Raw genomic sequence first — 14,999 nt, 5'->3', positions numbered from 1 at the left:
GTCCGGGTGTGCCATGATGTATGAAGGCAAACATGTCGCCGTCATTGGCGGGGGCATTGCCGGCACGACCGCCGCGCTGGCTTTTGCCCGGCGCGGCGCTTTTGTTGATGTGTACGAGCGTGCGGCCGCCATTCGCGAGTTCGGCGCTGGGTTGCAGATCACCCCGAATGGTGCGCGCGGGCTGCAAAGCTTGGGGCTGGATTTGGCGTCCGGTCTTGTGGGGCAGGCCGTTGTGCCGCGCGATCTGCACTCAGGCAGGCAGGTTGCCCGCTTTGACCTTACGGGTCTTTCGGGGCCGCCATATCGGTTCTTTCACCGTGGCGATCTGATTGGCTTGCTGGCGGCAGCGTGCACAGCGGCGGGCGTGCGGTTTCACCTGAATACCAAGGCGTCTGCCGACCAGAGCGGCACGGTCTCATGGCATGGTGGCACGCAGCAAGCCGACCTGATCGTAGTGGCCGACGGGCTGCATTCCGCCACGCGGCAGGCGCTGTTCCCCGCCGCGCCGCGCTTTACGGGGCAGGTGGCGTGGCGCGCGGTGGTGCCCGCCGATCACCCCCCCGAGGCGCATATCTGGATGGGGCCGCGCCACCACGTCGTGACCTATCCCTTGCCTGCGGCGCCTGATCCGATGGTCAATATTGTCGCGGTCGAGGAGCGTAGCGGCTGGGCACCGGAGGGATGGAGGCACCTCGATACGCCCGAAAATCTTAAAACCGCTTTTACCGATGCAGCGCCCGAACTGGCCAACTTGATTTCGCATGTACGGCAGCCAATGCTGTGGGGACTGTTTTTGCACCCCGTGGCGCGCCAATGGGTGCACGGGCGCTGCGTGATGATTGGCGACGCGGCACACCCGACGCTGCCGTTTTTGGCGCAAGGCGCGAATTTGGCAATCGAGGATGCGGTGTCGCTGGCGTTGGCTGATGATCTTGCCGCGTGGCAGGGGGCGCGTATCGCGCGGGTCAGCCGTGCCATTCGCGCCGCCAGCGCCAATGCGCGCAACTACCACCTGTCTGGCCCCGCGCAGCGGGTTGCGCATTTTGGTCTGGGGGCTATCGGGCGGATAGCACCGCGCGCTTTCTTGGGCGCGACGGATTGGCTTTACGGGTTCGACCCGTCTCAGATGTCGAGTTCGACCCAAACGGGTACGTGATCGGACGGTTTATCCAAGGCGCGTGCCTCTTTTTCAATCCACGCGCCCTGCAGCAGGTCGGCGCATTGCGGTGTCAGCAGGAAGTGGTCGATGCGGATGCCGTTGTCGCGTTCCCACGACCTTGCCTGATAGTCCCAGAAGGAGTAATGCCCTGCACCCTGCGTGCCCGCGCGGAACGCATCGGTGAAGCCGAGGTTCACGATGCTGCGGAAAGCCTCGCGCGTTTGCGGCAGATAAAGGGCGTCTTCGACCCAGTCTTCGGGGTGGCGGGCATCCTCGGCCTGCGGAATTACGTTGTAATCGCCGGCCATGAGGGCGGGTTCCTCGGCCGCCAATAGCGCGGCGGCGCGGGCCTGCAGGCGCTGCATCCATGCCAGTTTGTAGTCGTATTTCGGGCCGGGGGCAGGGTTGCCGTTTGGCAGATACAACCCGCAGATGCGCAGCGCGGTTTTGCCGACGACCGTCGCTTCGATCCAGCGGGCCTGCTCGTCGCTGTCATCGCCGGGCAGGCCGCGGGTAACGTCCTCCAACGGGTGTTTGGACAGGATCGCGACGCCGTTGAAGCCCTTCTGGCCGTGTGTTTCCAGATTGTAGCCCAGATCCTCGATCACGCTGCGGGGGAAGGCCTCGTCGACCGACTTGATCTCTTGCAAGATGGCGACATCGGGGGTCTCGCGGCGCAACCATGCTTCCAGCGTCTCCAGACGGGCCTTGACGCCGTTGATGTTGTAGGTGGCAATCCGCATCACATATCCCCCGAACTATTGGCCCGTTATGGCCCGCCGAGGCGCGCGATCACAAGACTAGATCGCGAATGACGTGCCGCACCCGCATGCCGCGCTGACGTTGGGGTTGTCGATCACGAAGCGCGCGCCGATCAGCGCATCGCTAAAGTCGATCTTGGCCGAGGTCAGGAACGGCAGCGACACTTGGTCGACCACCACTTTCTCGCCCGCGCCTTCCAGCACAAGGTCGTCGCCCTGCGGCGCATCCAACGTGATCTGGTACTGGAACCCGGAACAGCCGCCGCCTTCGACCGCAATGCGCAGGGCTTTGCCCTGTTTCGCCGCGCCGATTTCGGCCAGACGTTCGAATGCGCGGGGGGTGACGGTCGGGGGTAGGGTGAACATGGCGATGCCTAGCAGCTTCGAACTTGCGGATATCCAGCCATTGGTTAGGCTGGTGGATGCAATATAAGGTGGTGACGCGATGACGACAAGCTGGCCCGAAGGATCAAACGGCATTCTTGCCCCTTACGCCGCCGATCCGGCCCAATCGCGCGGGCGTCTTTACCCCGAGGACGAGAGCGAGCACCGCTCACCTTTCCAGCGCGACCGCGACCGGATCATTCATTCCTCGGCGTTTCGGCGGCTCAAGCATAAAACGCAGGTTTTTCTGGAACATGAGGGTGATTATTTCCGCACCCGTCTGACCCATTCGATCGAGGTGGCGCAGGTGGCCCGCACGCTGGCGGGCGCTTTCGGCCTCAATCAGGAACTGGCCGAAGCCGTCGCGCTGGCCCATGATTTGGGCCATACACCTTTTGGTCATACCGGCGAGGATGCGCTGGATGCGCTGATGAAACCGTACGGCGGGTTCGACCATAACGCGCAGGCGATCAAGATCGTGACGTCGCTAGAACGCCATTACGCCGATTTCGACGGCCTGAACCTGACATGGGAAACGTTGGAAGGTATCGCCAAGCATAACGGCCCCGTGCTGCCGCCGCTGCCTTTCGCGCTGGCCGAATACGACGCCCGGCACCCGCTGGACCTGCACACCTATGCCAGCGCCGAGGCGCAGGCAGCCGCGTTGGCTGACGATATCGCTTATAACCACCACGACCTGCACGACGGTTTGCGGGCCGAGCTATTCTCGACCGACGAATTGGCCGAGTTGCCCATCTTGCGCGATTGTTTCGCGGCGGTGGATGCCAAGTACCCCGGTCTGAATTACTACCGCCGCCGCCACGAGGCGCTGCGCCGGTTCTTTGGGGTGCTGGTTGAGGATGTGATCAGGGTCACTCGCGCCAATCTGGCCGAGGTTCAACCCCAAAGCGCCGATGATGTGCGCCAAGCGGGGCGGCCGATGGTACAGTTTTCGGCTGCGCTGTGGCAGGACTTGAAAGTCATCCGCGAATTTTTGTTCACCCGCATGTATCGCGCCCCGGGCGTGGTGATGATGCGGCAAGAGGCGACGAAAGTCATCGAGACGCTGTTTCCGCTGTTCATGCGAAACCCAGACGAGCTGCCCAAGCAATGGCGGGCCGATGTCGACAATGCGACGGATCAGCAAGCGCTGGCGCGGATCGTGTCCGATTACATCGCCGGCATGACCGATCGCTTCGCCATCGAGACCTATGCGCGCCTTGTGGATGAGGACATGACCGACCGCACCCGATCGCTGCGCATTCTGTAACCTGTTTTAGGCAAACGTTTACCCCTGCGCGGTAGCCTGTGGATGAATCAAGGCACGGGCTGCAAAGGGGGCTGGCATTGTCGCAAGCGCATGATCAGGGCGTGGCGGGGCGCGGCGGCGCAAAGGCCGGCATAAAAACCATGCTCGGGCGGGGGCGGCCGCACATCCCGTCGGGCGGGGCCGCGCCGCAACGGGTTCTACGCCAGTCGTTCGCCCGCGCGCTGACCGAAGCCGCTGGGTTGCGCGCGACACTGACCTTGCCCGACGTTGACGAGGGCGTTCTGGACGATATTCTGATGGGACTCTCCGACGGGATGATCCTGTTTTCGCTGCTGTGCGACGGCGAAATCGTCGGGCTTCTGGCCTTTGATGCCCAGTTGCGTATGGCCGTGGTCGAGGCGCAGACTTTGGGCGAGCCTTACCACGCCCAAGTTGCCGAGCGTCCGCGCACTTCGGTGGACGAGGTGCTGTGCCAGCCGGTGGCCGAACGGTGCATCGGCGATTTGATCGCCGAAGCTATCGCCAGCCCAACGCAGGGGTGGTCGGTGCAGGGGTGGGTAGATGGTTTGGCCTGCGGTCGGCCCTTCAACGGGGCGCGCGATGCGGCCTTTGCGCTAAGTCACGGGGCCTATCGACAGATGCGAATCGGTGTGGCGATCAGCAATGATCGGGCGGGCGGGATAACCTTGTTGCTGCCTACCGAAGGGGCGCGGGCGGCGGTTTCGCAGCGCCGCAAGATGGCGGAAGACGCCCCCTCGCGCGCGGTCGAGGCGAGCCGGAGCCGTCACGCTGGCTGGTCGCTTGCCATCAATCGCAATGTGATGGCGGCGAATGCAGAACTTCACGCAGTGCTGCACCGTATGCGGATTCCGCTGTCTCAGATCGAGGGGCTTGCGGTCGGCGACGTCCTGTCGTTGCCGGGGGCCAGTTTGGGCGCTGTCCGTCTGATCGGGGCGGGTGATGCGCAGGTCGGCTTTGGTCACTTGGGAAAGGCTGGCGGTATGCGCGCGCTGCGTCTGACGGGCGCGGCTGTGACACCTGATGAAATCGACGCGTTGAATTTAACGCAAGGCTGGGGTGTTACCATCGGGATGGCGGGATAAACCGGCATCCGTCGCCCAGCACAAGTTGAAATGGGGCGCGGGCGTTCCTAGGTTCGCCTTATGGAACAGCGACTGACATCAAAGGCAGAAAGTGCCAGCGATTTCCCCGACATGGCGCATCTGGCCGCTGTGGCCGAGGGGACATCCGAGGTGTGTCGTGCCCTTTCAAATCCGCAGCGCCTGCGCATGCTGTGCGCTCTCAGCGCGGGGGCCTGCTGCGTGTCTGAACTGGAAGAACAGTTGGGGATGAGCCAAGCCTATGTATCCGGTCAGTTGGCGCGCATGCGGGCGGAAGGCTTGGTCACCAGCGCGCGCAATGGCCGCCAGATGCTGTATTCCATCGCCGATATACGAGTGACCGTGGTTCTGGCCGGACTTGCCGCAGCCGTGCAGGCGGTGTCAGCGCAGGATCAGCCCCGCGACCAGCATGATCAGCCCGAGGAATGAGACGAAAAGCGCGCCGAGGTTGATCGGGGCAACCTTCTGAATCGCATTTTGCAGCGCTTCGGGCGACAGGCCGCGCCGTTTTGCGCCCAAAATGGTGACAAGCGTCCAGACGATTCCGGCAAGGCCCAGCACTGTTACGATGGCACCGGCGACGATCAGGGTTTGCATGTCCACTCCAACTTTAGGGTGATCCACGCCTATCGGGTGGCAGGGCGCAGTTCAAGTCGTTGCGGGCGGGCAAAGCAGGTTGTAGGACTGGAGCCGGATTTGCAGCATATAAGACCGGAATTTGCCATGAACGACGTGACCCTTACCGCCGCCGCCGACGAGATTCGCTCGATCGTCGAGCGTTACGAGACGCTGGAGGCCGAAAAGAAATACGTGGCCGAGCAGCTGAAAGAAGTGATGGCCGAGGCGAAGGGCCGTGGTTATGACACCAAGGTGCTGCGCAAAATCATCGCGCTGCGCAAGCGCGACCAGAACGATCTGGCCGAGGAAGAGGCTATCTTGGAGCTGTATAAGCAAGCCTTGGGGATGAATTAAACCGCCCGGCTGGCGATTTCGGTGCCTGCGGCGTGGGCCGACGACCATGCCCACTGGAAGTTGTAGCCCCCCAGCCAGCCGGTCACATCCACACATTCGCCGATGCAGAACAGGCCGGGCATGGTCTTGGCCTCCATCGTGCGGGACGACAGGGCGTCAGTGTCGATCCCGCCGAGGGTGACCTCGGCGGTGCGGTAACCTTCGGATCCTGTCGGGCGCAATTGCCAGCCGGTCAGGCGCGCGGCCAGATCAGCCAATGCTTTGTCTGACATGTCCGCGATATTGCCCCCCAAATTCCATTGCCCCAGCAGCGCGTCGACCAGTTTGCGCGGCAGAATTCCCCCCAGCACGGTTGCCAGCGATTTGGCCCCCGCCGATTTGCGCAAGGCGCGCAGGTCGGCGGCTGGGTCGCGGCTGGACGGCAGCAGGTTCACGGTGATGTCCTCGCCCTCGCGCCAATAACTGCTGATCTGTAAAATGGCGGGGCCGGACAGGCCGCGGTGGGTGAACAGCAGTGCTTCGTCAAAGCTGGGGCCGCGCGCGGCTTGCGCCCTCACCGGCAGCGCGGTGCCCGCCAGCGGCGACATCGCGCCGTCCGGGAAGGTGAGGGGAACCAGACCGGCGCGCGTTTCGATCTGCGGCAGGTCGAACTGTTCAGCGATACGATAGGCCAAACCTGTAGCGCCCATTTTGGGGATGGATTTGCCCCCGCTGGCCAGCACCAGATTTTGCGCGCTCACCCGCGTCGGCTTGCCGTCGCGGTGCAGGATGACGTGGAAATGTGTGCCGTCGTGGGTGATGTCGCCAACCTCGGTTTGCAGCCACAGTGCGGCGTCATTTTTCTGCAGCAGCCCCAGCAGCATGGCGACGATGTCTTTCGCGGTCTTGTCGCAAAACAGCTGCCCGAGAGTCTTTTCGTGCCATGCAATGCCGTGCGCGTCGACCAGCGCCAGAAAGTCGGTGGCTGTGTGGCGCTTCAACGCTGACTTCACGAAATGCGGGTTGCGGCACAGATAGGCTTCGGGGCGGGCGTGGATGTTGGTGAAATTGCAGCGCCCGCCGCCCGAAATGCGGATCTTCTTGCCTGCCGCGCGCGCATGGTCGACCACCAGAACGCCCGGGCCTGCATGGGCGGCACAATAAAGGCCGGCGGCACCGGCACCGATGATCAGGGTCTGCACGTGCATGGCGGCCTCGGGGTTGCAGGGTTCTAGGGCAGGGGCTTGGCTGCCTGATGCCTTGCCCGGCATCATTGCGCAAGGCGGCTTTTGCGCTGGATTGAAGGGCGTTTTCACGTTAAACTGCTAGGACAGACCCGAAAACGGGCGGTATTTGAGGCAAATTCAGGCGGAGAGCGGTGTAGCCATGACAGACATGGTCTATCGCGCTGCGGCAGTGCAGGTCAGCGACCCTGTGTTGCCGCGCTGGTGGCGCACAATCGACAAGCTGACATTCAGTTGTATTCTGGTGCTGTTAGCGCTTGGCTTGCTGCTGGGTTTGGCCGCATCTGCCCCGCTGGCGACGCGCCTCGGGCTAGAGCCGTTTTATTTCGTTACCCGCCAAGGGGTCTTCGGGGTTGCCGCCATCACGCTGATGCTGCTGGTCTCGATGATGTCGCCGCGTAACATCCGCCGTTTGGGTGTGATCGGGTTTTTCGTTGCTTTCGCGGCGCTTGCTGCACTGCCTTTCGTGGGCACCGACTTCGGCAAGGGGGCGGTGCGGTGGTTTTCACTGGGGGTCGCCAGCTTTCAACCGTCCGAGGTGTTGAAGCCGTTTTTCATCGTCGTCACCGCGTGGCTGATGGTTGCGGGGGGGCAGGAGGGTGGCCCGCCGGGTAAGCGGATTTCGCTGGCGGTTACGGCTGTCATCGTGTTGATGCTTGCCATGCAACCTGACTTTGGCCAAGCTGCGCTGGTGATCTTCACATGGACCGTCATGTATTTTGTTGCCGGCGCGCCGATGGTGCTGCTGTTCGGCTTGGCCGGTGTGGTGGGGGCTGGCGGCCTGTTCGCTTATAGCACGTCCGACCACTTTGCCCGCCGGATCAACGGCTTTCTGGCCGAGGAATTCGACCCCCGCAGCCAGATCGGTTTTGCCACGAATGCCATTCGCGAAGGCGGCTTTTTCGGTGTCGGCGTGGGACAGGGGCAGGTGAAATGGTCGCTGCCCGATGCGCATACCGACTTTATCATCGCCGTCGCGGCCGAAGAATACGGCTTGCTGATGGTGGGTGCCATCATTTCGCTGTTCCTGATTATTGTCGTCCGCTCGCTCTTTCGGCTGATGCGCGAACGTGACCCGTTCATCCGTCTGGCGGGCACCGGCCTTGCCACGGTGTTCGGCGTGCAGGCGATGATCAATATGGGGGTGGCTGTGCGGTTGCTGCCCGCCAAGGGGATGACACTGCCCTTCGTCAGCTATGGCGGATCGTCACTGATGGCGGCGGGGCTTTCGGTCGGCATGTTGCTGGCCCTTACACGATCGCGTCCGCAGGGGCGGATCGGCGATATTCTTTTGCGACAGGGGCGCCGCCAATGACCGATAAATCACCGTTGCTGATCATCGCGGCGGGCGGCACGGGCGGGCACATGTTCCCCGCGCAGGCCTTGGCCGAGGCGATGCTGGCGCGTGGTTGGCGTGTGCGCCTGACAACCGATGCACGCGGTGCGCGGTATGTCGGCGGCTTCCCTGACGCGGTTGAGATTGTGCAGCTGCGCTCGGGCACGTTTGCGCGCAAGGGTGTGGCGGGTAAGCTGCTGGCGCCCTTTGCGATTGCGGCGGGGTGTATTGGGGCGGCCATGCAGATGCTGCGCGATCGGCCGGCGGTTGTGGTGGGATTTGGCGGCTACCCTTCGATCCCCGCGATGGCGGCGGCTTGGGTGCTGCGTCTGCCGCGCATGATCCACGAACAAAACGGTATCTTGGGCCGCGTGAACAAAGTATTCGCCACCCGCGTAAATGCCGTGGCTTGCGGGACGTGGCCCACCGATCTGCCTGCTGGCGTGCAGGGCATTCATACCGGCAACCCCGTGCGCGGCGCCGTGCTGGAACGTGCGGGCGCGCCTTATATTCCGCCGGGCGATTACCCGATGTCGGTGCTGATTATCGGCGGCAGTCAGGGGGCGCGCATTCTGGCGGATGTGGTGCCGCCCGCCATCGCCGCGCTGCCGATGCGCCTGCGCAATAATATCCGCGTCGCACAGCAAGCCCGCCCCGAGGATGTAGCGCGGGTGACCGAACTCTATGCCGCCGAAGCGATTCCGGCCGAGGTCGTGCCGTTCTTTAACGACATTCCTGCCCGCATGAGCGAGGCGCAAATCATCATCACACGCGCGGGCGCATCGACGCTAGCGGATCTGACGGTTATCGGGCGCCCTTCAATTTTGGTGCCCTTCGCGGCCGCCACGGGCGACCACCAGAATGCCAATGCCGCAGGGCTGGTGCAGCAAGGTGCCGCCGCGATCTTGCAGGAAAAAGACTTCGAGGTTGATCGCCTGTCCGCTTTGTTGGAAGGGGTGCTGGATGATCCGGCGGCGGCCGTGCGTATGGCGCATGCCGCGTTGGCTGCGGGCCGCCCTGATGCCACCGAACGTCTTGTCGAATTGGTCGAAGGGCTGGCCCAGCCCGCCGCTGCCGCGCCGGTAGCCACTACAAAGGAATAAAGATGTCGCCCGCGACGAAACTGCCCCTCGATATCGGTCCGATCCATTTTGTTGGCATGGGGGGGATTGGCATGTCGGGCATCGCCGAGGTTCTGTTGAACCTAGGCTACCGCGTGCAGGGGTCGGATCTGAAGGCCAGCGCGATCACGCAGCGGCTGGCCGATCTGGGGGCGCAGGTGTTCATCGGGCAGCGCGCCGAAAATATCGATGGCGCGGCGGTGATTGTGATCTCGTCTGCCATCAAAACCGGCAACCCCGAATTGGACGAGGCGCGCCTGCGCGGTTTGCCCGTGGTGCGCCGCGCCGACATGCTGGCCGAACTGATGCGGCTGAAGTCGAACGTGGCAATCGCTGGAACCCACGGCAAGACGACAACCACCACCATGGTCGCCACGCTGCTGGATGCAGGCGGGTTGGACCCGACCGTGGTAAACGGCGGTATCATCCACGCTTACGGCTCGAACGCGCGGATGGGGCAGGGTGAATGGATGGTGGTCGAGGCTGACGAATCCGACGGCACCTTCACCCGCCTTCCCGCGACCATCGCCATCGTGACCAATATCGACCCCGAGCATATGGAGCACTGGGGGACGATTGAGGGGCTGCGCAAGGGTTTTGACGATTTCGTCGGCAACATCCCCTTCTATGGTTTGGCCGTGTGCTGCACCGACCACCCCGAGGTTCAGGCCCTTGTGGGGCGTGTGACCGACCGCCGCGTTGTGACCTTCGGGTTCAACGCGCAGGCCGATGTGCGCGCGGTGAATCTGCGGTTCATCAAAGGCATCGCGCATTTCGACATCCAGTTGCAGGCCGAGGGGCTGGTGATCGAGGGCTGCACGCTGCCGATGCCGGGGGATCACAACGTCTCGAACGCGCTGGGGGCTGTTGCCGTGGCGCGGCATCTGGGGATGGGCGCAGACGAAATCCGCGCAGCGCTGGCGAAGTTTGGCGGCGTGAATCGCCGCTTTACCAAGGTCGCCGAAGTGAACGGCGTGACGATTATCGACGATTACGGCCACCATCCGGTCGAGATCGCCGCCGTGCTGCGCGCGGCGCGGCAGGCCTGTGATGGCAAGGTCGTCGCCGTGCATCAGCCGCACCGCTATTCGCGCCTTGCGAACCTGTTCGAAGACTTCTGCACCTGTTTTAACGAGGCTGATTATGTCGGCATCACCGAGGTCTACGCCGCAGGCGAAGATCCGATCCCCGGCGCAAGCCGCGATGACCTGGTCGAAGGTTTGATCCGCCACGGCCACCGCCACGCGTTCGCTGTGCATTCCGAGGCCGAGTTAGCCGATGTGGTGCGCAAATACATGCAGCCCGGTGATATGCTGGTGTGCCTTGGCGCGGGAACAATTTCGGCGTGGGCGCATGCGTTGCCAAAACATCTGGAGGGCTGGGCATGAGCCCGCTGCCCCCCGTTCGCGGCACGCTGACCCCGAACCGCCCGCTGGCCGACCTGACGTGGATGCGCGTCGGCGGCCCCGCCGATTGGTTGTTCCAACCCGCCGACCGTGACGATCTGGCTGATTTCTTGCGCGCGCTGCCTGATGATGTGCCGGTGTTCACCATGGGCGTCGGGTCGAACCTGATCGTACGTGATGGTGGCATTCGCGGTGTGGTGATCCGTCTGGGGCGCGGCTTCAACGGGATCGAGGTGGATGCGAATGGCCGTGTGCGCGCCGGTGCTGCCGCGCTTGATTCGTTCGTTGCGCGCCGCGCGGCGGACGCAGGGCGCGATTTAACCTTTCTGCGGACCATTCCCGGCACCATCGGCGGGGCCGTGACAATGAACGCGGGATGCTATGGGCAATATGTGGCCGATCGACTGATTGAAGTCACGATTATGACCCGCAACGGCGATGTACAGGTTTTGCCCGCCGCTGACCTGCATTTGGCCTATCGCCAAAGCCAGCTGCCCGCAGGCGCAATCGTGCTGGAGGCGCTGTTCGATGCCCCCGCTGCCGCACCCGATGTGCTGAACGCCACCATGGACGCCCAGCTGCAAAAGCGCGATGAAACCCAACCCAGCAAGGATCGCACGGCCGGTTCGACCTTTCGCAATCCCGCCGGTTTTTCTTCGACAGGGAAGGCGGATGATACGCACGAATTGAAGGCGTGGAAGCTGATCGACGATGCGGGTCTGCGCGGCGCCACACTCGGCGGGGCGGTGATGAACCCCAAACACGCCAATTTCCTGACCAATGCGGGCGGCGCAACCGCAGCCGATCTGGAGGGTTTGGGCGAGCGCGTTCGAAAAGCTGTTTACGAGCGCGCTGGCATCACGCTAGAGTGGGAAATCAAGAGGGTCGGCGAACCGGCCCCTTCAGATAATTAAAATCATAACAGGGCCATAGAATGGCCCGGACACGAGGCGATGGGAATGTCGGGCAGGACTGTTCCCAGGGTAGCTGTACTGATGGGCGGATTCTCGGCCGAGCGCGAGGTTTCGCTGTCGTCGGGGCGTGAATGCGCGCTTGCCCTGGTTGAAGCTGGTTACGATGTGGTCGAGGTGGACGCTGGGCGTGACCTTGCCGGCCAGCTTGCCGCGGTCAAACCCGATGTCGTCTTCAATTCGCTGCATGGTCGCTGGGGCGAAGATGGCTGCGTGCAGGGTATTCTGGAATGGTTGCGCATTCCCTACACGCATTCCGGCGTACTGGCCTCGGCCCTTGCGATGGACAAGCAGCGTAGTAAGGAAGCCTACCGTGCCGCTGGTCTGCCCGTCGTCGCCAGCCTGCTGGCCCCCAAGGCCGACGTATGTGACCGCCACCTGATGGACGCGCCTTATGTTGTGAAGCCCTCGAACGAGGGGTCTTCCGTCGGTGTTTACATCGTGCAGCAGGGCGCTAATTCACCGCCCCAGCTCTCGGCCGAGATGCCCGATGTCGTGATGGTCGAAGCATATGTTCCGGGGCGCGAATTGACCACCGCTGTGCTGGGCGAGCGCGCCTTGACGGTGACCGACATTGTCACTGATGGGTGGTACGACTACAATGCGAAGTACAGCGTCGGCGGCTCGCGGCACGAGATTCCGGCCAACATCCCGCGCGATATTTATGATGCCTGCTTGGATTATGCTTTGCGCGCCCACAAGGCGTTGGGCTGTCGCGGCCTGTCGCGCACCGATTTTCGTTGGGACGAAAGCCGCGGGGTCGACGGTCTGATCCTGCTGGAAACCAACACTCAGCCCGGCATGACACCGACGTCTTTGGCCCCCGAACAAGCCGCTTGGGCCGGGATGGATTTTCCCGCGCTTTGCCGCTGGTTGGTGGAGGATGCCTCGTGCGACCGGTGATTCATCGCAAGATCGCGCGCGAGACGCGCTATCTGCGGCGCGACCCCGCGCCGTCGCGGTGGTCTTATCGCTATCAACGCCTGATGCTGACGCCGATGTTCCGTCTGCTGTTGCGCATCGGCATTCCTGTCGTGGTTCTGCTGCTGGTGCTGGCGGTGACGTTCGGCCGCCAAGATACGCGCGCATGGGTGCAGGGGCACTACAATGCCGCCATCGCAGCGGTCACGCAGCGCCCCGAGTTCATGGTGAACGACTACGCCATTACCGGCGCTAGCCCCGATCTGGCCTACGCGGTCGAGGGGCTAGTCGACATTCCGTTCCCCATCTCGACCTTTAATCTGGACCTGCGGGATCTGCGGGCGCGGATCTCGGCCCTCAGCCCCGTAAAGCAGGTGAGCATCCAAGCCGCTGGCGGCACGCTGCAGATCGCCATCGAGGAACGTCAGCCGGTGGCCGTTTGGCGCCACACCGACGGGCTGCGTCTGATGGACGGCGAAGGCATCGCGACCGGCATGATTATGAACCGCGCCGACCGCCACGACCTGCCGCTGATTGCGGGCGACGGGGCGCAAGATGCGATCCCCGAAGCGATGGAACTGTTCCGCATTGCCGCCCCGCTGGGGTCGCGCGTGCTGGCGCTGGTCCGCATGGGCGAGCGGCGCTGGGACCTGATGCTGGACCGCGACCAGCGCATCCAGCTGCCCGAGGAAGGCGCGGTCGAGGCTTTGCAGCGGGTGATCGCCCAAGAGGAAGCGCAGCAGTTGCTGTCGCGCGATGTATCTGTCGTCGATTTGCGCAACGCGGCGCGTCAAACCATTCGTCTGACACAAGGCGCCCGCGAAGCGCTGCGTGGACTACCTAATCGCGGCTAATAATAACAACGGGGCAGAGCTATGACCGACCTATACCAAAGCCAGCGCGCCATGCGGCACATGCGCACCGTTGCTTTGCAACGTGGCTATGTCGCGGTGCTGGATATTGGCACGTCGAAGATCGCCTGCCTGATCCTGAAAATCGGCGCGCCGCGCCGCGCAGGTTTGGCCGACGGGGTGGGCGCGATGGGCGGGCAAAACGCCATCCGCGTGATCGGGGCGGCGACTACACGCTCGCGCGGGGTGCGCTTTGGCGAGATTTCCGCGCTGGCCGAGACGGAAAAAGCGATCCGGACAGTGATTACCGGCGCGCAAAATCAGGCCCAGACGCGGGTCGATCATGTGATCGCGTGTTTTTCGGGTGCGCAGCCGCGATCTTACGGCCTTGAAGGCGCAGTCGACATCATCGGTGACACCGTGGGCGAGGGCGATGTAGGCCGCGTTCTGGCCGCATGCGAAGTGCCGGATTTTGGCGACGGGCGCAGTGTTCTGCACGCCCAGCCGGTGAATTTCTCGCTCGACCATCGCTCGGGGCTTTCGGATCCGCGCGGGCAAGCGGGGGCGCGTCTGGCGACCGATATGCACGTGGTGACCGCCGATGGTGCGGTGGTCGAGAGCGTGCTGCGGGCCATTTCCCGCTGCCATCTGGAATGTGCGGGCATCGCGTCCTCGGCCTATGTGGCGGGGCTGTCGAGCTTGGTCGAGGACGAGCAGGAGCTGGGCGGCGCGTGCATCGACATGGGTGGCGGCTCGACCGGCATTTCGATTTTTATGCGCAAGCACATGATCTATGCCGATGCGGTGCGCATGGGTGGCGATCATGTCACCGGCGACATCGCGATGGGTCTGCAGGTATCGATGACGCAAGCCGAACGGATCAAAACCGTGCATGGCGGCGTTGTCGCAACGGGTCGCGATGATCGCGAGATGATCGATCTGGGCGGCGAGACGGGCGATTGGGACCGTGACAGCCGCCGGATCAGCCGGTCGGATCTGATCGGCATCATGCGGCCACGGATCGAGGAAATTCTGGAAGAGGTACGCGCGCGGTTGGATGCGGCGTGGTTCGACTCGCTGCCCTCGCAGTCGATCGTGCTGACGGGGGGCGGCAGCCAAGTGCCGGGGATCGACGGGCTGGCGTCGCGTATTTTGGGCCAACAGGTGCGTCTCGGGCGGCCGCTGCGCGTGCAGGGCTTGCCGCAGGCTGCGACTGGGCCCGACTTTTCCGCAGCCGTCGGCTTGGCGCTGTTTGCCGCCCACCCGCAAGACGAGTGCTGGGATTTCGAAATTCCGGCCGAGCGCTACCCTGCGCGGTCGCTGCGCCGCGCGATGAAGTGGTTTCAGGATAATTGGTAATGGCGGGTTTTCGCGCAAAAGCCACAAGAACTGGTCTGATTCGCGCGATTTGCCCCTAGATAACGCCCAAAACGGCAAAGACGGGTGTTGATTTACGGTGACGTCCGAAAGAAATCGCGCTAGAATCGGTGGAAAGCACCACCC

At 63.4% G+C, this 14,999-nt stretch carries 16 protein-coding genes; 12 read left to right on the top strand and 4 right to left on the bottom strand.

Features of this window, described 5'->3' with window-relative positions; translation table 11 throughout:
- The first annotated feature begins 16 nt into the window (after positions 1–16).
- On the top strand, positions 17–1,156 hold the full coding sequence (locus BVG79_RS07980; RefSeq protein WP_085786417.1) for an FAD-dependent monooxygenase: 1,140 nt from the start codon (positions 17–19) through the stop codon (positions 1,154–1,156).
- Here the strand turns inward: BVG79_RS07980 and xth are convergent.
- The gene (xth, locus tag BVG79_RS07975; protein ID WP_085786416.1) at positions 1,123–1,902 is read right to left on the bottom strand and encodes an exodeoxyribonuclease III; all 780 of its coding nucleotides are present in this window, start codon (positions 1,900–1,902) and stop codon (positions 1,123–1,125) included. The two genes, BVG79_RS07980 and xth, sit on opposite strands and share 34 nt — an antisense overlap.
- A gap of 57 nt (positions 1,903–1,959) precedes the next feature.
- Positions 1,960–2,286, bottom strand: a complete 327-nt coding sequence (locus BVG79_RS07970; protein ID WP_085786415.1) for a HesB/IscA family protein — start codon at positions 2,284–2,286, stop codon at positions 1,960–1,962.
- Between the two features lie 79 nt (positions 2,287–2,365).
- Between BVG79_RS07970 and BVG79_RS07965 the strand changes: the two genes are divergently transcribed.
- The 3 genes from BVG79_RS07965 (at position 2,366) to BVG79_RS07955 (ending at position 5,124) form a co-directional block, all read left to right on the top strand.
- Positions 2,366–3,574 (top strand): deoxyguanosinetriphosphate triphosphohydrolase, encoded by a 1,209-nt coding sequence (locus BVG79_RS07965; protein WP_085786414.1) that lies wholly within the window; start codon positions 2,366–2,368, stop codon positions 3,572–3,574.
- Positions 3,575–3,651: 77 nt separating this feature from the next.
- Positions 3,652–4,677 (top strand): flagellar motor switch protein FliM, encoded by a 1,026-nt coding sequence (locus BVG79_RS07960; RefSeq protein ID WP_236951336.1) that lies wholly within the window; start codon positions 3,652–3,654, stop codon positions 4,675–4,677.
- A gap of 60 nt (positions 4,678–4,737) precedes the next feature.
- Complete coding sequence (locus BVG79_RS07955; protein WP_085786413.1) at positions 4,738–5,124, top strand: ArsR/SmtB family transcription factor; 387 nt, start codon at positions 4,738–4,740, stop codon at positions 5,122–5,124.
- Here BVG79_RS07955 and BVG79_RS07950 read toward each other — a convergent pair.
- Positions 5,077–5,292 carry a hypothetical protein gene (locus BVG79_RS07950; protein ID WP_085786412.1) on the bottom strand — a complete coding sequence of 72 codons (216 nt, stop codon included), beginning with the start codon at positions 5,290–5,292 and terminating at the stop codon, positions 5,077–5,079. The two genes, BVG79_RS07955 and BVG79_RS07950, sit on opposite strands and share 48 nt — an antisense overlap.
- 126 nt (positions 5,293–5,418) lie before the next feature.
- Between BVG79_RS07950 and BVG79_RS07945 the strand changes: the two genes are divergently transcribed.
- The gene (locus tag BVG79_RS07945; RefSeq protein WP_085786411.1) at positions 5,419–5,667 is read left to right on the top strand and encodes a DUF2312 domain-containing protein; all 249 of its coding nucleotides are present in this window, start codon (positions 5,419–5,421) and stop codon (positions 5,665–5,667) included.
- On the opposite strand, the gene BVG79_RS07940 is transcribed toward BVG79_RS07945, so the two are convergent.
- On the bottom strand, positions 5,664–6,854 hold the full coding sequence (locus tag BVG79_RS07940; RefSeq protein ID WP_085787318.1) for a BaiN/RdsA family NAD(P)/FAD-dependent oxidoreductase: 1,191 nt from the start codon (positions 6,852–6,854) through the stop codon (positions 5,664–5,666). The two genes, BVG79_RS07945 and BVG79_RS07940, sit on opposite strands and share 4 nt — an antisense overlap.
- Before the next feature lie 178 nt (positions 6,855–7,032).
- On the opposite strand from BVG79_RS07940, the gene BVG79_RS07935 reads away from it, so the two are divergent.
- From BVG79_RS07935 to ftsA, 7 genes are read left to right on the top strand one after another with little or no spacing between them, the layout of a single operon-like run.
- Positions 7,033–8,205, top strand: coding sequence for an FtsW/RodA/SpoVE family cell cycle protein (locus BVG79_RS07935; protein ID WP_085786410.1), 1,173 nt, complete (start codon positions 7,033–7,035; stop codon positions 8,203–8,205).
- Positions 8,202–9,329 (top strand): UDP-N-acetylglucosamine--N-acetylmuramyl-(pentapeptide) pyrophosphoryl-undecaprenol N-acetylglucosamine transferase, encoded by a 1,128-nt coding sequence (locus BVG79_RS07930; protein WP_085786409.1) that lies wholly within the window; start codon positions 8,202–8,204, stop codon positions 9,327–9,329. Before BVG79_RS07935 ends, BVG79_RS07930 begins: the two co-directional genes overlap by 4 nt.
- A 2-nt stretch (positions 9,330–9,331) precedes the next feature.
- Complete coding sequence (gene murC / locus BVG79_RS07925) at positions 9,332–10,735, top strand: UDP-N-acetylmuramate--L-alanine ligase (protein WP_085786408.1); 1,404 nt, start codon at positions 9,332–9,334, stop codon at positions 10,733–10,735.
- Positions 10,732–11,667, top strand: coding sequence for a UDP-N-acetylmuramate dehydrogenase (gene murB / locus BVG79_RS07920; protein WP_085786407.1), 936 nt, complete (start codon positions 10,732–10,734; stop codon positions 11,665–11,667). The genes murC and murB overlap by 4 nt, the downstream gene beginning before the upstream one ends.
- A 39-nt stretch (positions 11,668–11,706) precedes the next feature.
- Positions 11,707–12,627: a D-alanine--D-alanine ligase gene (locus BVG79_RS07915; protein WP_085786406.1), complete on the top strand. Its 921-nt coding sequence runs from the start codon at positions 11,707–11,709 to the stop codon at positions 12,625–12,627.
- Positions 12,615–13,499: a cell division protein FtsQ/DivIB gene (locus tag BVG79_RS07910; protein WP_085786405.1), complete on the top strand. Its 885-nt coding sequence runs from the start codon at positions 12,615–12,617 to the stop codon at positions 13,497–13,499. The genes BVG79_RS07915 and BVG79_RS07910 overlap by 13 nt, the downstream gene beginning before the upstream one ends.
- Positions 13,500–13,520: 21 nt before the next feature.
- On the top strand, positions 13,521–14,855 hold the full coding sequence (gene ftsA / locus BVG79_RS07905) for a cell division protein FtsA (protein ID WP_085786404.1): 1,335 nt from the start codon (positions 13,521–13,523) through the stop codon (positions 14,853–14,855).
- The last annotated feature ends 144 nt before the right edge of the window (positions 14,856–14,999 follow it).

It is taken from the genome of Ketogulonicigenium robustum (assembly GCF_002117445.1).
GTDB classification, from domain to species: domain Bacteria; phylum Pseudomonadota; class Alphaproteobacteria; order Rhodobacterales; family Rhodobacteraceae; genus Ketogulonicigenium; species Ketogulonicigenium robustum.
This window is presented reverse-complemented; position numbering and strand designations above follow the sequence as displayed.